Origin of the sequence: Shewanella psychrophila (assembly GCF_002005305.1) — a bacterium.
Taxonomy (GTDB): Bacteria; Pseudomonadota; Gammaproteobacteria; order Enterobacterales; family Shewanellaceae; genus Shewanella; species Shewanella psychrophila.
Window position 1 is genome coordinate 3868514 of the sequence record NZ_CP014782.1, and the last position, 24301, is coordinate 3892814.

5 protein-coding genes, 2 tRNA genes and 3 rRNA genes are annotated in these 24301 nt (G+C 47.1%); all 10 read right to left on the reverse strand.

The window, feature by feature from the left end:
* Window positions 1-254 precede the first annotated feature (254 nt).
* The 10 genes from sps_RS16615 to sps_RS16655 all read right to left on the reverse strand — a co-directional run bounded on the left by sps_RS16615 (window position 255) and on the right by sps_RS16655 (window position 24104).
* Window positions 255-1287, reverse strand: a protein-coding gene (locus sps_RS16615) for an IS630 family transposase (protein ID WP_169915688.1) whose coding sequence is annotated in 2 segments (ribosomal slippage) — window positions 255-822 and window positions 821-1287 — 1035 coding nt in all. Because the reading frame shifts where the segments join, the coding sequence is not laid out codon by codon here.
* A gap of 267 nt (window positions 1288-1554) precedes the next feature.
* Window positions 1555-1670: ribosomal RNA gene (gene rrf, locus sps_RS16620) — 5S ribosomal RNA — on the reverse strand.
* Between the two features lie 189 nt (window positions 1671-1859).
* A 23S ribosomal RNA gene (locus sps_RS16625) occupies window positions 1860-4764 on the reverse strand.
* Between the two features lie 370 nt (window positions 4765-5134).
* Window positions 5135-5210: transfer RNA gene (locus sps_RS16630), tRNA-Ala, on the reverse strand.
* A 137-nt stretch (window positions 5211-5347) separates the two neighbouring features.
* A tRNA-Ile gene (locus sps_RS16635) sits at window positions 5348-5424 on the reverse strand.
* 250 nt (window positions 5425-5674) lie between these two features.
* Window positions 5675-7219, reverse strand: a 16S ribosomal RNA gene (locus tag sps_RS16640).
* The 16S, 23S and 5S rRNA genes sit together here with 2 tRNA genes alongside, the layout of an rRNA operon.
* Window positions 7220-7728: 509 nt before the next feature.
* Complete coding sequence (locus tag sps_RS16645) at window positions 7729-8277, reverse strand: OmpA family protein (RefSeq protein WP_218919597.1); 549 nt, start codon at window positions 8275-8277, stop codon at window positions 7729-7731.
* Between the two features lie 9 nt (window positions 8278-8286).
* Entirely contained in the window at window positions 8287-8469 is a 183-nt protein-coding gene (locus tag sps_RS28890) for a hypothetical protein (RefSeq protein WP_237157860.1), read from the reverse strand.
* Window positions 8448-11873 (reverse strand): hypothetical protein, encoded by a 3426-nt coding sequence (locus tag sps_RS16650; protein ID WP_237157861.1) that lies wholly within the window; start codon window positions 11871-11873, stop codon window positions 8448-8450. The genes sps_RS28890 and sps_RS16650 overlap by 22 nt, the downstream gene beginning before the upstream one ends.
* Window positions 11874-11999: 126 nt before the next feature.
* Window positions 12000-24104 carry a DUF11 domain-containing protein gene (locus tag sps_RS16655; protein WP_169915794.1) on the reverse strand — a complete coding sequence of 4035 codons (12105 nt, stop codon included), beginning with the start codon at window positions 24102-24104 and terminating at the stop codon, window positions 12000-12002.
* Window positions 24105-24301: the final 197 nt, after the last annotated feature.

Genomic DNA, 24301 nt, shown 5'->3' on the forward strand with positions numbered 1-24301 from the left:
GCTATCCCTAAAATTTACTAGCCACATTAGATCACATCTTTATATCGATTGATATGAAAGAAGACCCTGACCGCCAGGGATGGCCAAAATGCCGTTAATGCATGGATGCAATTAACCGCCATACTGCGTTAGCAGCTTTGGGCTGCATGTGAAGTAGATATTTTCGCGGAGCGTGTATACGAAAAAAGCCCGTTGCGTTAGCAACGGGCTCTATCGACTCTCTTTACGAGAAATTATACCATTCCATCTTAACATTAAGTCATTATTGCCCAGTCCCTTCGGCATAGTGACACCACTCTTTTTGTATCACTAATGAAACAGTTCCAAGCAATCGAACAGGCATCCACTATATCCTCGTAACCTTTGAAACTGCGATTAGCAAGGTGATGTTGTCGTAACCAACTCCATACTTGTTCTATTGGGTTTAGCTCTGGTGAGTACGGAGGTAACTTGATGATACTTAGATTATTAAATTCATCCGCTATATCATCGGTATGCCAACCTGCACCATCCATCACAACAACAGCATGTCGACCAGCCTTTGTTCTTTGGGATATCAGTGATAGATGTTGACGCATAATGTCCTTACTTAGGTATGGCGTAATTATCGCTTCAGTCTCTCCTGTTTGTGGGCAAACAGCACCAAAGAAATGGACATATTCAAATTGCTGCTGACGCACAGCTCTTGGACGCGTCCCTTTTCTCGCCCACAAGCGTGTCGTACTATTTTGTTGACCAAATCGAGCCTCATCCTGAAACCAAATATCTACCCGTTCAAGCGCCACACTACCAGGGATGTTAAGGATCGTTTCCAGTTGGAACTTTTTTAAAAGCCATTTGGGCTTCAGGTGATTGCTTTGGATGCTTAGAACGACTAGTTATCCAGCTAAAACTTAACTGTTCCAGTAGTTTGTAAATCGCATTCGGGTGGTAGTCGACATTAAAGCGTAGCTGAATATATTTTAGGATAGCGTCACCTGTCAGTCTGCCTCCAGAGGAACTTATGCTTTGTTCTTCTATATATGCACTTAGTTGCTGCTTTTGGCTTGAGGTGAGGTAGCTATCACGGCCCTTATTCTTTTTGGCATCTAATCCTTTGGGGCCGCTCGCAAGATATTTTGCTACCCAGGCGTTAACACTGCCACGGGCTACTTTTAGTCTCTCGGCGACATCTGTTCGGCTATGCCCCTCTAGGAATAAGGCTACTGCCAGTAATCGGATCCGTTTACGCGGCTCTTTTTCTGCTCTAGATAAGATTAAAATCTCTTCAGCGGTATAGTTTTTCAAACGGAGATACGGGTTATTTGCGATACCTATATTAGATCACAACTCATTACTGATTGGTATAATTGAACGCGGAGAAACTTCGTTTCGTAGCGGGAGAGCCCGCTCAGCGACGCGGCGACATCGGGAGTCGCCATTGCACGTACGTGCTTAAGTGGATAAGCCACCTGCCTACATTGACATTCGATATAGGAAATTGGATCTATATTTAAAAAATACCCAGACGCAAAAAAGCCACCTTATTCAGGTGGCTTCTCTACTTAATTAGGCGCCTGGAAATGACCTACTCTCACATGGGGAGACCCCACACTACCATCGGCGCAATTGTGTTTCACTTCTGAGTTCGAGATGGGGTCAGGTGGGGCCACAATGCTATGGTTTCCAGACTAATTTGGTAAATTTGAAAAGCTGGCTATTCAGAAATCATCTAAATAGCGTTAAATAATTGGGTCTAGTACACGGATGTACTCTATGTCATAAATACAGAAGCATTTTATGACCAACTTAAATCAAGTTCGTATTCTTTTGTGCTTGTAAAGTAATCAACATTAACGCTACAAACCCATCTGGGTTGTATGGTTAAGCCTCACGAGTCATTAGTACAGGTTAGCTCAACGCCTCACAACGCTTACACACCCTGCCTATCAACGTCCTAGTCTCGAACGGCTCTTTAGAGGAATTAAATTCCTAGGGATGACTCATCTTAGGACTCGCTTCCCGCTTAGATGCTTTCAGCGGTTATCGATTCCGAACGTAGCTACCGGGCAATGCTATTGGCATAACAACCCGAACACCAGCGGTTCGTCCACTCCGGTCCTCTCGTACTAGGAGCAGCTTCCTTCAATCATCCAACGCCCACGGCAGATAGGGACCGAACTGTCTCACGACGTTCTGAACCCAGCTCGCGTACCACTTTAAATGGCGAACAGCCATACCCTTGGGACCGACTTCAGCCCCAGGATGTGATGAGCCGACATCGAGGTGCCAAACACCGCCGTCGATATGAACTCTTGGGCGGTATCAGCCTGTTATCCCCGGCGTACCTTTTATCCGTTGAGCGATGGCCCTTCCATACAGAACCACCGGATCACTATGACCTACTTTCGTACCTGCTCGACGTGTATGTCTCGCAGTTAAGCTGGCTTATGCCATTGCACTAACCGTACGATGTCCGACCGTACTTAGCCAACCTTCGTGCTCCTCCGTTACTCTTTGGGAGGAGACCGCCCCAGTCAAACTACCCACCAGGCACTGTCCTCAACCCCGATTCAGGGGCCAGAGTTAGAACATCAAAACTACAAGGGTGGTATTTCAAGGTTGACTCCATCAGAACTAGCGTCCCAACTTCAAAGTCTCCCACCTATCCTACACATGTAGGTTCAATGTTCAGTGCCAAGCTATAGTAAAGGTGCACGGGGTCTTTCCGTCTAGCCGCGGGTATACGGCATCTTCACCGCAATTTCAACTTCACTGAGTCTCGGCTGGAGACAGCGTGGCCATCATTACGCCATTCGTGCAGGTCGGAACTTACCCGACAAGGAATTTCGCTACCTTAGGACCGTTATAGTTACGGCCGCCGTTTACCGGGGCTTCGATCATGAGCTTCTCCGAAGATAACCCAATCAATTAACCTTCCGGCACCGGGCAGGCGTCATACCGTATACTTCCTCTTGCGAGTTTGCACAGTACTGTGTTTTTGATAAACAGTTGCAGCCACCTGGTATCTGCGACTGCCAGCAGCTTAAGGAGCAAGTCCCATCACCGCCGGCAGCGTACCTTCTCCCGAAGTTACGGTACCATTTTGCCTAGTTCCTTCAGCCGAGTTCTCTCAAGCGCCTTGGTATTCTCTACCCAACCACCTGTGTCGGTTTGGGGTACGATTCCTACTAACCTGAAGCTTAGAAGATTTTCCTGGAAGCATGGCATCAACTACTTCAACCCCTTAGGGTCTCGTCATCAGTCCTCAGTCTTGCAATTTAATGCGTATTCCCGGATTTGCCTAAGAATACAACCTACAACCTTAAACGCGGACAACCAACGCCGCGCTAGCCTAGCCTTCTCCGTCTCTCCATCGCAGTTAGCAGAAGTACAGGAATATTAACCTGTTTCCCATCGATTACGCCTTTCGGCCTCACCTTAGGGGTCGACTTACCCTGCCCTGATTAACATTGGACAGGAAACCTTGGTCTTTCGGCGAGGGAGTTTTTCACTCCCTTTATCGTTACTCATGTCAGCATTCGCACTTCTGATACCTCCAGCGTGGGTTACCCCTTCACCTTCAACGGCTTACAGAACGCTCCTCTACCGCACTAGTGCAAGCACTAGTACCCATAGCTTCGGTGTATTGCTTAGCCCCGTTAAATCTTCCGCGCAGGCCGACTCGACTAGTGAGCTATTACGCTTTCTTTAAAAGATGGCTGCTTCTAAGCCAACTTCCTAGCTGTCTAAGCCTTCCCACATCGTTTCCCACTTAGCAATAACTTTGGGACCTTAGCTGATGGTCTGGGTTGTTTCCCTTTTCACGACGGACGTTAGCACCCGCCGTGTGTCTCCCGAGTAGTACTCATTGGTATTCGGAGTTTGCAAAGGGTTGGTAAGTCGGGATGACCCCCTAGCCTTAACAGTGCTCTACCCCCAATGGTATTCGCTCGAGGCGCTACCTAAATAGCTTTCGAGGAGAACCAGATATCTCCCGGTTTGATTGGCCTTTCACCCCCATCCACAAGTCATCCGCTCATTTTTCAACATAAGTCGGTTCGGTCCTCCAGTTGATGTTACTCAACCTTCAACCTGCCCATGGATAGATCACCGGGTTTCGGGTCTACACCTTGCAACTAAACGCGCAGTTAACACTCGGTTTCCCTACGGCTCCGCTATTCGCTTAACCTCGCTACAAAATGTAAGTCGCTGACCCATTATACAAAAGGTACGCAGTCACGGTCTCAAGAACCGCTCCCACTGCTTGTACGTATACGGTTTCAGGTTCTATTTCACTCCCCTCACAGGGGTTCTTTTCGCCTTTCCCTCACGGTACTGGTTCACTATCGGTCAGTCAGGAGTATTTAGCCTTGGAGGATGGTCCCCCCATGTTCAGACAAGATGTCACGTGTCCCGTCCTACTCGTTTTCATCTATAGTTAGTTTTCATGTACGGGGCTATCACCCTGTGCCGCTGAGCTTTCCAACTCATTCCACTAACACCCTATAGACTTAAGGGCTAATCCCCGTTCGCTCGCCGCTACTAGGGGAATCTCGGTTGATTTCTTTTCCTCCGGGTACTTAGATGTTTCAGTTCCCCGGGTTTGCCTCACATACCTATGTATTCAGTATGTGATACTCACTTATGTGAGTGGGTTTCCCCATTCGGACATCGTTAGCTCAAATGCTTGTTACTAGCTCGCCAACGCTTTTCGCAAGTTACTACGTCCTTCATCGCCTCTGACTGCCAAGGCATCCACCGTATACGCTTAGTCACTTAACCATACAACCCACATAAGTTTAAAACTCATATAAATTACATTGCAACTAATGGTGTTTACTTTCGCCAAAAGAATACTCATGACTCAATCGTTAAAGAAATAAATCTATAATGAATGAGTCGGCACTTGATTTAAGTGTTTGAGAACTCAATTATTTATTTTTCGCGCTAATGCTATTAACCACTGCTATCACTTCATCTTACGACGTCGCTTTCACAATAGTCCCTTTCGCATTAACACTATCAGCTTTCCAAATTTTTAAAGAGCGGGCTTAAAAAAAGCCAAAGATAAATATTAATTTATCTTTGGCATCTCTATCCATGTGCATGCACTTATATTTAAAGATGTTTAACATCCTTAAGCAAAAGTAAATGGTGGAGCTATGCGGGATCGAACCGCAGACCTCCTGCGTGCAAGGCAGGCGCTCTCCCAGCTGAGCTATAGCCCCATTTACATGCAGTTGAGAAACAATCAAGATATCCAATGAAAACATTGGCGAAGCCAAATCGAATTTAGACAAGACGACTTGTTGCGACGTTTAGTTCACTAAACGAGTAACAAGTTAACGCAGTATAAACAAAGATTTGGTGGGTCAGAGTGGACTTGAACCACCGACCTCACCCTTATCAGGGGTGCGCTCTAACCAGCTGAGCTACAGACCCATTCTTTTGATCTTTTAATCCTTTCTCATCGTTACTTTCTTCGTTTCTCAGTCATGTACTAGAGCACACTCCCTAGAGACTCATCAAGTGCCTTGATTAAGAATCAAAATTCTCAAAAATACCTTTCGATATATTTCTCTTTCTTCTATCAAGTAATTAGTGTGAACACTCAAGCACACGGATGTGCTGTGTGTAAGAAATGCACGGATGCAATTTCTTACCAAACCAAATATTGAGTTAGTCGTATAGGTAAGGAGGTGATCCAGCCCCAGGTTCCCCTAGGGCTACCTTGTTACGACTTCACCCCAGTCATGAACCACACCGTGGTAAACGCCCTCCCCGAAAGGTTAAGCTATCTACTTCTGGTGCAGCCCACTCCCATGGTGTGACGGGCGGTGTGTACAAGGCCCGGGAACGTATTCACCGTAGCATTCTGATCTACGATTACTAGCGATTCCGACTTCACGGAGTCGAGTTGCAGACTCCGATCCGGACTACGACCGGCTTTGTGGGATTAGCTTGACCTCGCGGCTTTGCGACCCTCTGTACCGACCATTGTAGCACGTGTGTAGCCCTACTCGTAAGGGCCATGATGACTTGACGTCGTCCCCACCTTCCTCCGGTTTATCACCGGCAGTCTCCCTAAAGTTCCCACCATTACGTGCTGGCAAATAAGGATAAGGGTTGCGCTCGTTGCGGGACTTAACCCAACATTTCACAACACGAGCTGACGACAGCCATGCAGCACCTGTCTCACAGTTCCCGAAGGCACCAATCCATCTCTGGAAAGTTCTGTGGATGTCAAGAGTAGGTAAGGTTCTTCGCGTTGCATCGAATTAAACCACATGCTCCACCGCTTGTGCGGGCCCCCGTCAATTCATTTGAGTTTTAACCTTGCGGCCGTACTCCCCAGGCGGTCTACTTAATGCGTTAGCTTGAGAACCCAGTGTTCAAGACACCAAATTCCGAGTAGACATCGTTTACGGCGTGGACTACCAGGGTATCTAATCCTGTTTGCTCCCCACGCTTTCGTACCTGAGCGTCAGTCTTTGTCCAGGGGGCCGCCTTCGCCACCGGTATTCCTTCAGATCTCTACGCATTTCACCGCTACACCTGAAATTCTACCCCCCTCTACAAGACTCTAGTTTGCCAGTTCAAAATGCAATTCCCAGGTTGAGCCCGGGGCTTTCACATCTTGCTTAACAAACCGCCTGCGTACGCTTTACGCCCAGTAATTCCGATTAACGCTTGCACCCCTCGTATTACCGCGGCTGCTGGCACGAAGTTAGCCGGTGCTTCTTCTGCGAGTAACGTCACAGCTATAGTTTATTAAACTACAACCTTTCCTCCTCGCTGAAAGTGCTTTACAACCCGAAGGCCTTCTTCACACACGCGGCATGGCTGCATCAGGCTTTCGCCCATTGTGCAATATTCCCCACTGCTGCCTCCCGTAGGAGTCTGGACCGTGTCTCAGTTCCAGTGTGGCTGATCATCCTCTCAGACCAGCTAGGGATCGTTGCCTTGGTAAGCCATTACCTTACCAACTAGCTAATCCCACCTAGGTACATCCAATCGCGAAAGGCCCGAAGGTCCCCTCCTTTCCCCCGTAGGGCGTATGCGGTATTAGCAGTCGTTTCCAACTGTTATCCCCCTCGACTGGGCAGTTCCCTAGGCATTACTCACCCGTCCGCCGCTCGACAGCAAAGGTGCAAGCACCTTCCTGTTTCCGCTCGACTTGCATGTGTTAGGCCTGCCGCCAGCGTTCAATCTGAGCCATGATCAAACTCTTCAATTAAAGTTTTTTGATGCACTCCCTTTCGAAAATGACATCGGCTCAATGAATTATACTGTTTATATAAGTGATCCGAACTAAGTTCGAATCTATGAACACTCATTCATTGAGTAATATTTTGATTGCCGACATTCCGAAGAACAGAAGACAATTTCGAATAACTCAATACCTGTGAGTGTCCACACAGATTACTTGATAAATTGTTAAAGAGCTTTGCACTAATAAAATATGTTTAGAAGATTGCTCTTCTATCATTTACTTACCGTGCTACCGTGACGCTTGGTCATTGGCTTGGGTTGCGTATTCTACTGATCCCGGCTTTATCGTCAACCCCTTAAATGAGATTGTTTTATAAAAACAACTCAAACGCTCACATATCAAACAATACGCACAAATTCCGCACGGTTCTGACAGATAACTCTATTGATAACCTCTTTGCAAACCCCGCGACTACGTCAATAAAACATCAGTTACACGCGACGCGTTACTGAATTCAACCAAGATAAAGCGCTTTATCTCTCGGTAAATATCACCAAGGCTCTCCTGTTCAGTGCGTTAGCCTCTAAACTGTGAGACTCAATAATGGGTTGTAGTTCACCAAAATGCTCTACTGAAAACTCATAGTGTACAGGCGTTAAGTATTCTTGAAGATAATTTTGAATAATCAGGGCTCTTTGCATGGAGAGATTTTCATTATAAACATCGCTGCCTTGATAGTCGGTATGCCCCTTAATCACTAACCTCCCCTCAAGTGAGCTTACCTGACGGATCAGTTTATCTAGCTCTATCTTATCTTCAGCCGTGAGTAAACTCGAATCAAAGTCAAAATGGGAAATTAGCGAGATAAATACCTTCTTATTTGGCGGCAATATCTGTTTAATCTCAGTCACAATTTCAGATATTAGAAACTTATCTACCTTGATCCCCGCAAACTTATCAGTGTTTTCATCGCTCACATAGGTCTGAGTGGAGCAAGCGACCAGAGTCAGGCTAGTTACCAGTACCACAGCAGCTTTATTTATTAATGCTGTCGACATTAAATGCTTGAATACGAACATCATGGACCCTCCTTAGATCTTACCGATAAGATTGATAAACACGCCCTGTGCGTCATAATCATCTTCATGAACCAGATCATCTTCAAAAGATGAGAAGTTATAACCCACCCCGATCTTAACGTTATCACTGAGGTGCTTATTCAGTGACAGCAAAGCACCATGCTCCAAATTATCTAGGGAATCATCTGCTTCCAATGATATTCCCCGGTCACATTCCAGTCCTTCATCACAGAGTAAGATGCCGAGAGCCCAGTCAGATAGATGTCAGATTCAGTGGGGAATAATTCGCCGGATTCACGTTCAAACTGCTCTAATTTGTGCTTATAGGCAAACTTGGCACCGAGATCAATTTTTGCATTGAGAGAATAGATACCTTCCGCTTCTATAATGTGACTCTCTTCATCGGTATAGGAGATATCCCTATCTAAACTGTCAAAATCCACCAGATAGGTATACCTGCTCAAGAAGTTCAACTTATCGTTATAGACAGGGCGATAGGCCAAACCCACATAACTTTCGATAAACTTAGCAACTTGCTCCTTCGTCGTCTTATTCTTAGTGCGGGAATAATTCACCTTTGCGTACAAGGTATATTCATCGGTAAGATGATGGGTATAGTGGTTGGTTGTCACATACTGCTCTATCTCCTCCTCGCCTTTATCGATGCGGTATTCAAACTTAGTCCCCAGCTGATAGTTATCCCGATTGAAATCAATATACACTGTATAGCCAGTACGTTTAACATCGGCTTCATCACGATAATCTATATAACCTTGCTGGTAACCTATACCCGCACGGATGTCTTGGTTCACATCATAATCAAGGCCGGTGGAGTCAATCCGGCCTTTGCCATTATTCTCATCGACAAACTTATTCTCCAAATAGCCATCCAGGTTAGTTGTCAGGCTGGCCCTCTGGCCTATGATGATATTATTGCTGTCTTCATAGTCATCTTGCACTAACGTCACGTAGGTGGAATGCTCATCATTGATATCATAATTAATTGTCGCCTGAGCTGAGTCGCCGCGATCACCTGTGGTGTACTCTCCTAACAGTGACAAGTCTTGAGTGATCTTGGCCTCACCACCTATTGAAGCACTGTCATTTTGATCGAAGCTGTCGCTACTCTCTATAGTTTTCTGTGCCTTGATATAAACATTGTTACTGTCATCAAACACATATTCGAGGCGGGCACCGAGCAGGCTGCCATCACTCTTCTCATCATTCTGATTCAGCTCCTGGATCTGTTGGCCGGCAATACCGACCTTGATATGATCAGTGAGCATAACCTGAGCTTCGAGCTTAACATCTTGAGTATCAGTGACCTTTTTGCCCGTTAGCTCTATCTCCTCTATCGTTTGGAAACTGGCCAGTAGTTGCGAATCTTCACCCGTTTGTAACCTTAACTCTGTGCCCAGAGACACCTGAGCTAAGTCATCACTCTGACTGGCATAAGAGTATCCTGCGTCCTTGTCTTTATACCAGACACTCAAATCGTTACCCACAGCCCCAAAGATTTCCGGCATAACATCATATAAATTCGCAACGCCGGATATCGAGATGGCATCGCCCTCACGTGTCTGACCGACCCGGCTTATCTCTTCGAATGTCAGGCCACCGTCATCGGAGACGAAATTGCTGTCAGCCTGAGTGCCTTCACTGTGACTAAACTCCGCCTTTAAAAAGCTGCCTTCGGTGAGTTTAAGGGTCAAGTCCGCCGAACTCAGCTGATAATCCTGGTTTTCTTTCTCCTCCTGCACATAACTGGCACCGATGCCGATATGATCGTTAACCCAGCCTTTTGCCCTTCCCCCCATGGCCATCTTATCCAGCGCCTCCGATCCTCTGGGAATATATTCATAATCCACAACCAAGTAGTTTTTCAGATCCCCTGAGGGTGTATCGGAAATCACGCTACCGAAGCTGTCACCAGCAATAGCCGACAGGGGGCGAGTCAGGAGTATTCGTCCTTGATAGGCATCAAACTCATAATCACGCCCTTCTTGAAGTATCACCTCGTTGACGATTCGGTTGTTGCGGTCATCCATCTGACGCACCACCACCTTGTCACTGCCCGGGAGTACCTCGCCGTGGCGCAGGAAATAGAGGCTCAGGCCTGTGCTGCGAAACTCATCATGGGAATACAAGCTATCGGCCTGGGAAGCAAAGCCAACCAGATTTAACCTGTCATCGCCAAATTCTGTGGTGCTTCGTGTACGGTAATTTCCTCTGAAACCATAGAGGCTACGATTATACTGCGCATTCTCGGTACCCGAGATCCCGGTATTGTAATTACCCCACATGACATTGGATTTATCGTATTGCAGATCCAGATAGACCTTACCTTTGGTATTGACCACCTTCTGAATATTGGCATTGTCACCATAGTTACCGTAATAAAGCTCATCGTCGTCGAGAATATCGAAAACCGTCGTGGTATCCGCGGCAAAGGGATTCTTAAACATGTCTTTGAGCGTCTGATCTTTAGTATCCACATGGGCGACCACTCTTAGCTTGTCACCAAACTTACCTTCACCGAAATAGGCCAGACGCCCGCGATTATAGATATCTCCTTGGTATTGATCGTCAACGCCCAACACCTCTTTATTGCCCGACACACGATTTTTACCTATATACAGATCAGCCAGAGCCGTCTGGGCATAATAGGTATCGGGGATCCGTACAAACAGTTGATAATTTCTCTCATGACCATCGTCATATTTCACTTTAACCGGAAACATATAGGCATCAGCTGGCAAGTACTGTTCGACATAGAGGCGATTATCTTCGATGGCATATTCATCTTCGCCAATAAAGACGCGATCGACTCCCTTGAGGCCTGTGCCCATCAGTTTTGCCATGCCGGCCGAGGTAGGAATATTATGGCGCAGTAATTTTGCTACGCCGTAGCTGCGTGAGCCTTTATCTGGATCGTTGTCGCCAGTGTTATCACCAGCATTAACTTGCTGATGATCAAACTTTTCCATCTCCACCCCTTGTGAGGCGCGAATAAGATCGGTCACCCCTATGGAGGTCACATCCATATTGCCATCCTTGTCCCACAACTTTAGTCGGAAAAGGAGTTGCTGCCCCTTTTTCATCTCGTAGGGAATATCAGTAACGCCATCCCACTGGAGATCGAATTCATTACTTAAGGTTTCACCGGTTAATACCTTGAGTGGCTCGCTCAGGTGAATGTCCTTACCGCGATACACCTCAAGCTGCCAACGCTTGATGTAGTAGCTATAATTAGTCACCAGGTTGAAACTGACCTTATCGCTAATCTTACCCTGTTCAACTTCAATGGCATCGCTGACAGACAACTCGAGTACCGGATCAACCTTGGTGATGTCACGACTGGCCCAGATAGCCCCTTCATCCAGATAGATACGCGAGTTATCACTCTGCTCATGTATGGTTTGTTTTAACTCTGTGGACTCAGATAACATCAGCTCCAGAGCCTGATCATCGAGCTGTGTTTGACTCGCCAACGCTTGGATTTGTGGAGATTGACTGTCCGGCTCGACTCCCGCTTTCACCATCAAGGGCAGGCAGGTGATGATCATTAACGATAAATGATTTAATTTAAACTTTTTCACGCATATATTCCTTTAGCTTTCCACCCACAAACTCGGCAGGCTTCCAAGCCTAAATCTGAGGCGTTTGGCAACCACAAAGGGCCGATGGAAGTGATCCCATCGGCACGTTTGATCTTGGGTGGTGACTTAATCCGTATGTTGGCTTTTGGTGGCTAATGCCATTGAGTCAGGAGCTGCTGTGGCCTTAAGAGTGGCTGTCTGCACGCTGAAGTTAAACTTGGCTAATCCGTTAGACGAAATACGTTTCACCTTAGGGTTCTCGCTTATCACTTTCATACCTGTGGGTAGTGAATCGCTATCGAGTTTTACTAGGAAGTTGCGACCTGTCTTATCTGTGACCCACTGATCCGGCACATGGTAGCGACCAAACTCATCTGTCTCTATCTTGATCCCTTCGGTGGTGATCAGGCGTGCCCCCGGAATACCGTCTTCATACACACCTATGTTATCTATGATTATCTCCCACAAATAACGCGGCTCTAGCGCCTTGACGCGATACAAGTTGCGGGTGACATTGATAACCTCGGCCGACAATCCGCTTTTTACGTCTCCGCTAAGGTTACGAGTCACTTCCCCCAGAGACGAAAACTCAATGCGCGTCCCTTCTCCACTGGTGAGGATCAACGGGAATGAGTCAGGCGTTGTGGTCTGGAAACGGATCACTGTAAGATGAGACTCATCTAAAGTTCGGTTTCGCGACTGACCCATCAACTTATCAATTTCGATCCCAGATTGGATAGACGACAACACCTTAGCGCTTGAGTCGTCAGAGGTTTTATCCAGATCACCGACAGAGATATCTTTAACGGACTCAAACTTATCCATCAGCTTTAACCGGGTCGAGTCGGCCACATAAATGCCTATTGGCAAGTCTGCCAGCACCTTGATGTCGAATGCGCCTGCATCTGCTTGATAACCATCACCGTTAATGTCCTCGAACACCTTGCCTATGATTGATGCGGTATCAAAAAGTTTATCGGCCTGTATTTCTACCATTGCAGTGGCGAGTTCAGAGACACTGACACCCTTGATCTTAGCCTGAGCTGTGTTGATATATTTACCGAATGTCACCCCGACCGAGACCTTGAGAAGGTAACGGATCCTTAACTTCTCGAAGGGTTCGAAATCGACATTGGCAAACCTGAGTTGACCAGACAGTGTGGGTTGTTTAATGAGGCTCACATCATCTTGAGTATCGAACTTGCCATCAATACCACTAAGCGTCATCTCTGTGGTATCTAGCTGATAGCGGAAACCCGCAGGCAACTTATCGAAAACAGCCACATCCTTAAAGTAGGATTCATTATCGTTATCAAGGATAATTTCATACTCGATAACATCGCCCACCTGAGCCGTGTTTTTAGAAGCTTGTTTAGTAATTTTAAGCTCGCCCTGATTGTCAGGGATTTTCTTGATATGTGTAGTCGCCTCATCTTGAGTCACTGTGCCATTTTGCTCGGTCACCACTAAGATGTTGGTCACATCATCATCTAGGTGATTGGCAATGGTGGCGCTGATCACCAGCTCAATACGGTTTCTGCTCTTGGACTTAAAGTTTCTCTGAATATTCAGGTTCTGCTTATTGAGTTGATCCCCTTTAAGAGTAAACTGGTCAACCACACTGCTACCCTCATACTCAGTTCCCGCGATACGCCAATCGGTGAACACATCAATTCCCTTTGGACTACTCAGACCGGCAATATCATCAAACAAGGTGACTAAGGGGGCATTACCCTCACCAATATTGACCGCACTCAAGTGATAGATAACTTGGGTATCACTGTCGATATAACTGGCTTTCTCCACCGTTTTATCCACCACCATCTTGGCACCGACCGGCGGCAGGTTCAGAGACGATAATCTGTCAGCATCCCCCACTCCCTCGATATTCTGACGAACCTTGACCCCTTTATGATAGGTCGAGTCGAGGAAGAAGCCGTACACGTCTATGTTGGACAACATATCCTGATCGACAGTGGTTGTGATGGTGAAATCCACGCTGCCACCGGGGGAAATATTGAGCTTAGTGGCGATATCTTTATTATCGGTAAATTCACCCGAAGTGGTGTTATTGCCACTAGTAGTCGCACTTATCGTCCAACTGTCGAATGCCAATCCCTTTTCTTGCTCGATCCATGTGCCCGTAGATTGAGCAAAACGCGTCAATAGATAGACATCTTTCGCTACCCCCAGACCATCATTTCTCAGCACCAAATGATATTCCACCGGCTCGCCAGGGACATAATACTCTGCACGGGTAAACAGCTCTCCCACAACATGGGCCACAGCAGTAGGTACCAGATTGCTTTCTATGTCGCTGCCATCGACTAGGGCGATGTTTTGAATATCTCCCACCGCATTCTCGCTCACAATGCCGCTGACATTGAAGATGATCTCTCTGCCCGGCGCGACATCCACCTCATATTCACTGTCAGAAATGGGTTTTGCACTGCTAGCCTGACCAACCTGGCTCGGGGTAAAGCTCAAGCTTCCAGGAACAAATGCCGATCCCAGAGTGGAATCAGCGTACTCTACCTGTATCGTCGACATGTCATCAGACACTAAAGTATCGAAGATATAGTTATTAGAGGTGTTCTTCATCGTCAGAGTGAAGTTCAGAGTCTCGCCGGGTACATATTCCGTTTCGACACTGACTTTTTCCGACTCAAGCACAGCGACATCGGGCTCAATGATTACATTTGACTGCTGATGAACCCCATCGAAGTTGAGGTCTGCCGTGTTACTTATCTCGCCAACGGCATCGTCACGCACTAGTGCATCTATGGTAAAGACTAAAGTATCTCGCGGCGCCAGATCGATCATGGCCTCGATATTCGTATTTTTTGCGCCATCACTTCTTAAGCGTGATTGGCTCACCACACTGGTATTACTATCACCGGATTGGTAACGAGATTCCCATGAGCTAAACGCCCTCGCCTCGACGCCATCGATAGTCATCACCTTAATCTCATTGAGTGTATCCTTGAGACTGAGCTGATGAGCGAAGGCATCGGTTTGGTTGGTTAATGTCAGGTGATAGGTCACCTTACCACCGTCTTGGTAAACGGGAGACTCGACCGTTTTTTTCAGGGTAACACTCGCCTTAGAAGGAATGGATAATGCCACATCATTTATGTCATTGGCCGACGCTTCGTTGAGTACTTCTCCCAGCGCCGTATCTTTAAGCTGCGCCTTAATGACAAAGATCAGCGTACTCTTAGGGGCAATATCGGCATTGGCCACTAATACATCACCATCAATTGTCATCTGCACCAATTCATCACAGCTATCGTGAGTCACCTCCAGAGTACCGGGCACAAACGCTTGCCCCTCGAGACCACCAGCAAGACTGGTATTGATACCAGCAATGGCATCTTGGACCTGCACATCATTAGCCCAACCTGAACCTCTGTTTTCGACCACTAAGGTGTAAGTCAGAAGATCGCCGGGGAAATAGTTTTCCTTATCTACCGACTTGGTGAAGATAAGCTCGACATCCTCGGGTAATATACTCACGCCAGCAGTTTGATCGCCCGCCGTGACCGTATTTGTCACCTCTCCCAGAACGGAAGACTTCATCTTAGCAGTCAAGGTAAACACGACTTGGCTATGGGGTGCTATATCCAGACGTGCACTGAGTTTATTGGGCTCATTATTCAGCTCAATAAGTTCAGGTTTACTGGTATGGCTAACCACGAGGCTGGCGTCGACAAATGGCGTCTCCATCTCTCCACCAGCAAGCTCAGTGGTGATAACATTGAGATCATCTTCAAGCTGGACATCATGAGCCCAGGCATCACCGGCATTGATAAGCGTTACCGTATACACCACGTCTTCATCCACCAAGTAGGTAGGTTTAGAGACCGTTTTGCTCAGGCTAAGAATAGGATTAGCCACAGGGGTGATCGCTACATCTGAGGTTTTACCATCGGCAGATGCCTGGTTCGTTATCTGACCCAGTACAGTGTCGACCAGCAAGGCTCTGATGGTGAAAGTCAGCTTACTCATGGGCGCAATATCGGCACTGGCTTGGAGCTTATTATCAGCCGCCGACATAGTGACGAGTGCAGGCCTGCCATCATGCTCTACCGCCATAGAATCCGGCACAAATGCCAAACCTTGAATACCACCGGCAAGCAGAGTCGTTATCCCGGACATGTCATCTAAGATGCTGACATCGTTGGCCCAGGCCTCCGTTTCATTGCTCACCGTCACCCGATAGGTCACCATTCCACCCGGTGTGTACCTGACATGATTGACGGTTTTCTCTATCTCCACCTCACTCAGAACTGGAGTCATCTTTGCCTCGGCCGCATTACCATCGGCGAAAGCAATATTGATTATCTCTCCCAATACTGTGCTATTAAGCGTGGCGTGAATGGTGAACTTCACCTCAGACTTAGGCGCAATATCGACTTGAGCCGTTAGCTTATTATCTAAGATTTTCATCTCGATGAGATTGGGCTTACTGTCACTGGTCACACTCAGGCTATCTTCAACAAATGCAGCAGAAGTCACGCCACTGGCATGCTCTGTGGTTATCTCACCTATGTCATCGGACACCTGAACATCATTAGTCCAGGTATCGCCGCTATTTTTTACCGTGACGGTATAGGTCACCAACTCTCCGGGCAGATAGATTGGGTTATTGGCCAGTTTAGTTATCTGCACTTTAGGCGCAGCTTGGGGAATGATCACAGCCGTGGCAGTTTGATCGCCAACCTCGGCACTGTTTGTCACTTCTCCTAAAATAGTGTCTTGTAACTTAGCCTCGAGGATGAAGCTCACTTCACTCATGGGGGCGATATCCAGAGTGGCATTGAGGCGATTATCCTTAACCTGCATCTTCACCAATTCAGCGGTACTGGTATGGGTCGCCGTTAACGTGCCGGGCACAAATGCATTGACCATGGCGCCGCCCGCCTCTTCGGTCATGATACCGGCCAGATCGTCAACTAATTCCACATCGTTTGCCCAGGTCTGGCTGCTATTAGCCACAGTAACCGTATAGGTGATGAGTTCACCGGGCATATAATTGGGCTTATGGACGGTTTTGGTTAACTTCACCTCGGCCACTTGTGGCACAATCGCGATTTCAGAGCTAAGCTCGTTAGCCTTGGCTACATTGACTATCTCTCCCAAAGCCGTGTCCTTAACCTTGGCGCTGAAATGAATATTAATGATCTGATGCGGAGCGATATCGGCAGTGCCAATCAGCTTATTCCCCTCTGCTTTAATCTCACCCAATTCCCCAGGTACAACGGGAATCGACACCACAGAGTCCAGCACCAGACTCGAAGGAGCAAATGCCTTATCGGTAACAGCGCCAGCCAGTTCGGTATCAATATCTGACAACAAATCAGATAACTTCACATCGTTTAGCCAACCGTCACCGCGGTTCTCTAGTTTGATGTTATAGCCGACCATGCTCCCAGGCAGATAAGTGGGATTATCTGCGGTTTTCAAGATGAGCAACTGGCCTTCAACGGGGGTGTAAATCGCGTCGTCCATGTAAATATTGTTACCCTGAGTAACCTGGGACATGTTGTCTATGTCGCCTAATATCTCTTCTTTAACTGTGCCAAATAACTGCAAGGTCACAGAGTCGCCAGGGTGGATATTGAACTCGTTGAAATAGCCTTCACTATTATTGAGCTCCTTACCGGCAATAATCGTACTCAGGCTGGAACTGCTTGTTACCGTTACCCTGTCCCACTTGTCGAATACCCGTACCTTATCAGTGCTTCCCGCGGCCCAAGCTCTGGTTTTATCAAGAAGATTGGCCAACTGAGTATTGAGGGCATAACCTGAACCAATATTCTTGATAATGACTTCAAAACCTATGCTCTCTCCCGGTGCATAGACGGCGGGCGTCTTGATGGGATGTTCATCTAAGGTGATTTTTGCCGGCAAGGGTTTGATGTTGCCTTCGATAAGCTCAAAGTCTTTGCCGTCTATCCTTGCGGTATTGGTAAATTCCCCCACAGCGTTCTCGACAACCTTGGCGCTGATATCGAAAATAATACTGGTATTGACTGGCGTCGTTGACGAATCTCTGGCGGCAATTCTTACTTCGCTATTGAGCTGATCCGGCGTACCTAAACTAGCGGGTATCGTTGAATTAATCTTATCGCCAACCACTCTGGCACTCATCACGATATCTGTCAGTGCGGGCTCCATGGTGCCATTGGCCGTCATAACCATGATGGCATTCAGATCATCTTCTACCGCCACGATGGCGATGGAATCTGAGGTGTTGGTGATCTCAATTTGAAACCTCACCTCGCTTCCTGGCGTATAATTCGGGGTATCTGTATGCTTGCTTGAGGTGATACTCATCACCCCGGGATTGAGATCCACATGGGCAACATCCACATCGTTGGCAAACAGACGATTGCGCACTAAACCTGTTACATCACCTGCCACCTTGCCTGAAACAATAAAGGCCAAGGTTTCCCCCGGCGCGATATCCGCATGTGCATTAAGAGGTACATTGCCACTGATATCACCGCTCACAACGGACAGACCTGGGGTAGATTCAAGTTCTACCGCCCACAGAGAGAAGGCCGTCTGGCCATCGGCCGAGACGATTTTATCGATAGGATCAGTGATGATCACATCATGGGCAAAACCTTCACCACTATTACTCACCCAAACCCGATATTGCACCTCACCTTTTGGCGCATATTCGGTTTTACTGCTGCCATCGGCCGAGGTCTTGATCACCTCCTTGCCGTAGGTCAACTTAGGCGCAAAAGGCGGAATCGTATCTGTAGTATCGGTTTTGCCGTCCACCACCAGATGGTTGCTATCTATGTCACCAGTCGCCGTATCTTTGATAGTCACGATGATGCGAATTGTTATCTCATCTAATGGTCCGATATCTGTGATGAAGTCGATATCCGTATCGGCTGAATTCGTTGGTAGCTGAGTATCGACACGACCATCGCTACCGGCTGTGGTTTCATATTCGACATGCCAACGAGAAAACGCCTGGCCACGGCTGCCACCGGCAAGCAAAGTCGAAATATCGCCGATCTTATCTTTAATAGCCACATCGTTAGCCCAAGCATTGTGCTTATTGTGGATCTTGATGGTATATACCAGCTCATCCCCTGGACGATAATGACTATTGGCCTGATAAGGTCTGCCACCAATGCTGGTGATCACCTTGCTGTAACTAATATCTTTTACCTGAGCCTTAAGCTTAGCGGCCTTAGTCTGGCCACTCGCTGTCACACTATTCTTGACCTCGCCCAATACCCCATAATCCAACTTAGCCTCGACGCTGAACTCGATAGCGTCATTGGGCGCCAGATCAAAATCTGTGTCGATATCGACCTTGCTACCATCAATGAAACTGCCGATATTAGTGACCCGGCCCGCGGTATAACGAGCCGCTACCTGCCACTCCCTAAACGGCTGCGCCTTAGGCGATGAGCCAGCGGGGATGGTGTCCTCCGCAATTTGAGATTTAATATGCTTGAGTAAGTCTTTAACATGCACATCATAAAGTGTGCCCCAGCCCTTGTTTTCCAACTTAATCTTGTAAAAGACCTCATCTTCAGGCCTGTAATCGCTCTTGGGACTGGTGAACTGTGCGTCAGAAAAAGCCTGTTTAGTCAGGGTGAATTTAGCCCCTTGCATCACAGATACTTCACTGGTTTTAGTGGTTCTTCCGGCGGTCACACTGTTATGAAACTCACCGACAACCTCTTGATTTATCTTGGCTGAAATGTAGTATTCGACATAACCATCGACACCGATATCCACTGGAGTATCGATATTTTCACTGGCACTGAACACACCATAATGGGACACTGGACCGCCATCGGTTCTGGCCTGAATAGTCCAACTTTCAAACGCCGAGCCAGTGCTGCCGTCGAACCAAGTGGCCTTAACGCCTGCAAGATCATCCACAAGCTTTAATAACTTTATGTTACCTTTACCACTGCTCTCCACCCGTATTTTGTAGCCCACATAACCACCGGGGGTGTATCCTTCCCCGCTTAGCTTGTTGTGTTCTGCATCGTAATACCCTATGACTTGCTTACTGACCTTATAGTTTTCTGTACTCTGGGAATGACTGACACTGGTGCTATCGTTACTGACTTTAAGTACATTGGTTATCTCGCCTTCAGCCCTGTCTATGACTTTGGCGTTTACGGTGTAAACAATCTCACCGCCGATGGGTAAGTTAATCTCGGTATCAAGATCGGTATTGTTACTATAGGTACCAGCATAGTAATACTTTTCAAACTCAGGCTTAGCCCCGGTTGATGGGTTAGCCGCAATTGGTTTTTCCTTAATCTTAGTGAAAGACCAAATCTGATAGGCCTTCACCGAACGTCCCTTGATATCATCGACCATCACCTGACTCAGCAGGTCCTGCACTTTTATACCCAGAGCATGGCCCTTACCTGTGTTCTTAATTGACAGGCGATAGATAAGAGGTTGACCGGCTTGGTAGTTTTTATTATCGGACTCTTTACTGTAATCCCAGTTAGGTTGAAAGGGCTTAACCACGAGATCGCCATTGGTGATATCACCGGCGGCATCGTCACGAACCACACCCGTGATGGTGTATACCACCTTGTCCCCAGGGCCGACATCTATCCAGGTATCTAAGTTCTTGTTGCCTTCCACCTGACCGTCTAATGTACCGTCCGTAGTGCCCTCGCCATTAAGGCTGGTTTTACTGACAGCCACACTAAACTGACCATTAAAGGGATGACCTTGAGTGTGTTTACCCTCTTTATCTATCAAATCAACGCTCAAGTTTTCCAGCTCATCCTGAATATGAATATTGTTGTAATAACCAGTATGAGAACTTGCGGTGATCTTATAGGTGATGGTATCCCCGGGCTTATATTGAGCCGGAGACACTTCACGCATCACATCACCACCTGAGGCGGCTCTGTGATTTTCCGCCGAGGCACAACCGGCATCATCACCATTGTGCCGAAATAGACACACACGGTTAGTCACTGTCTCATCGACGACATTATCTTTGATGATAGCTTCTATGGTGTAAACCTTAGAAGTATTAGGTTGCAGCGTAATCACCTCGTCGAGATCGGCACTGGTGCTGTTTCTGGCTAAGGTTTTGGTGGTTGACTTGATGGTCCAACTCTCAAAAGGACTGCCCTGAATATCGGCAAACTGGTTGTTTTTATTATTCGCCAGGGTCGACTCTATGGTGGACATCTCATCGAACACACGTAGGTTTTCAATCACGGTGTCGGTATTATTTCTTACCGTGATGGTATAAGTCTGTACTTTCCCCGGCACATAATGCAGTGGTGATGACTCTTTGTGTATATCGACACTTGGTTTATCCGGGTCGGTAATGGGGAAGATATCCGCCGACGACTCGCTGTCTCTATTATCCAGAGGCTCGTGAACTTTAACCGTATTCGTCACCTGACCGTCTATGTTATTCACCACGACTCCGGCTATGATGAAGACAATTTTCCCCCCAGGCGCGATATCCACCTTAGTATCAATATTTTGATTATTTTGGATCTTCTTACCCACGATCCTAGTGCCAATGCCATGGGACTCGGCGACCACAGTCCATTTGTCGAACAGACCAAGGGCGGCAATATCATCTTTTACATCGGTATTGTTGGCATATCCCGCGCCGATATTTTTAACGGTGATCGTATATGAAACATGATCTCCGGGCTGATAGTTAGTCTTTGAAACCTGCTTATCTACCACTATATTAGGTAACCTGTAGCCAGTTTCTGCCGATGAGGTTTCAGTATTATCTAAGGTGACTTTATTAATGATCCGTCCCCAGACTATGTGGTCCTGAGTACGTGGAGGTATTTTAGCCTCGATGACATAGGTGAGTTTGCCACCCGCAGCAAGACTGAACCTTGTATCTAAGTTGACATCTTTTAAACCCGAAGTTGGTATACCAGTGTCTTGATTGGGTCTGGCGTCGGTGAAAGCTGTGATGGTCCATGACTCGAATGCTGGAGCCATCGTCCCCTTCTCATGCAGCAATTCGGCCTCAATATTGACAATATCATCGAATATCGGAATATCTTTGGCATAACCGGCAATATCGGCATTGCTTATTTCTATGGTGTACCTAAGAGAGTCATCACCTTCACTGTAGTGAATTTTATCCACGGTTTTAGACACGGATAGATCGTACTTGAAAGGTTCAGCACCTACATCTGAATAGGCATTACCATCGACCGTGACTTTATTTCTCACTATGCCTGAGATGGTGTTCTTAGTGGTGGCCACTATGGTGTAGGTGATGGTATCGCCGGGAAACACATTAGCATGAGTATTGAGATCACGATCTCTCTTAATGGATGCGTCTATATCCGGGTTGCTCTTGGTTGATATCGCGCCGCTGCTATCGGTGACACTAGGAGTAATTGTCCAAGTCGTAAATGCCGAACCCGTGACACCATCAGCGGTGATGGTCGAAAGCGCATCGACCACTGGTACATTATGCAGATAACCTTTCCCCGAGTTTTTAATGGTGATGGTGTAGGTCAAGTCGCTGCTGGGAGAAAACTCGCGTTGATCCACCAGTTTCTTCACTTCAACCTTACCGTCTGGCATGTTGATGCCAGAACCGTCTTCGGGAACCGTATCATCACAGCTAGGGTTATCCATTATGGTTCCGATAGCTTGGGGATTCACTAAAGCATCGAGTCGATAAACCACCTTGCCTTTAGGGGCTAAATCTAACACCAGATCGATATCCCCCGTCTGCTCGGCGCCAAAGAGGAAACTGCCGGGATCGCTGCCCTCCTCTTCGACACGCTTCACACTAAGCTTCCACTTCTCAAACGCAGCCCCTGTGCTACCGTCCACAAGTTCTGTAGTAGTACAGGTCGAAAGTTTATCGACTATGCGGATATTATCCGCAAATTGAGTGGCATTGGTGTTACTCACCTCGATGCTGTAACTCACCCAATCCCCTGGCATATATTCGGTACCATCTGGTGACTTGTGAGCAGTGAAATCTGTGATGGTGTTCAGCGCGGTAACTGTAGTACTCGCCGTTTTCTTGTCGCCTGTATCCGAGGTCGCCGAGGCGATATTTTCAATATCTGATATGGCAACTGCCTTAGATATAGCACTGATGGTATAAGTCACTGACTCATTCGGGTAGAGGCTGATCAGATCATTAAGATCCTCATCCACCGAAGTCCCCCCTGAAGTCATAAGCTCTGAGGCACTGTGGTCCCCAAGCTGCTGCACCTCAATCTGCCAGGTCTTAAATGGACTGCCGGCAATGTTCTGCTGTTGATATTCACTTAAACCATTATTGGCGAGTTCGACAACAATAGCCCCTATGCTGTCTTTAATCCGGTAATGATGAGCTATACCTAGGCCTGTATTGTCGACTTTAACCGTATAGTTAAGTGTATCTCCGACCTGATAGTCAGCGGTTGGGCTCACCTGCTTGGTGATGACCACATTAGCTTCTGCAGGCTTAATGAGGATCAGGTTAGAACGTTGCAACTCATCATGGGCCGTGATCTCGGCGTAATTAAGAATATCTCCCACTAATGTGTCTGAGACTGTGGCGGTTATTCGATATTCGACCCAACCAGCCTTTGCGATAACAACATCCTTAGCCTGTAGATCCGGACCATGAGCATCAAATGTTCCTCCACTGGATCCCTTACCTTGAGTCGTCGCCGTGATGCTGTCGATTGAACTAAAAGCCGCGACTGTATTGCCCAGCATGTCTTCAGCTGTAATGCCGGATAATTTATCCTCCACAAGAGCATTGCGGATCTTCCATTGACCAGTGTTACTCACCTTGATGGTAAAACTAACCTGACCACCGGGCGAATAGAGCAAACTGTCTGCGCTCTTGCTAATCTCGAGCTGATAAAGCGCCCTCGGAATCGAGACTAAATTGGATTCTAGGGAAAGAAAGCTTGATGCTAATTGAGCAGCCACTTCTATCTCTTTGGCTACTGCAGGGCTCACCTTAGCCTCTATATGGTAAGTCACCATTCCGCCTTCGGTTAACACGACCTCTTTCGCCGTCAAGTTACCATGAGGATTAAAGTCCCCAACTTGAGACCCCAGCGTTGCCGTCGCTTCAACAGACATACTAGTAAAGGCATTAACCAGTTTACCATCTTTGTCTAAGGCCTTGATATCGAGCAGCCCGGCCGTAACCGACAGCCCCTTCACTAACTTGCCTCCGTTATTCGTGATGACTAAGTCATAACTCAGCATTTGCTCATTATCATAAACCTTGTGATTACTTATTAGGTTTATTGATATTGACTCACTCGCACATGCCTGTGTGGGCATAAAAGCGAGAGAGATAAGAAGTGAGCTTAAAAGTAAGCACCAGGTCCTTGAAAACATAATAAAGGCAGCCGTTAAATAATATAACAATCCCAAATGTTAAAAACACAGGAAATTATAAG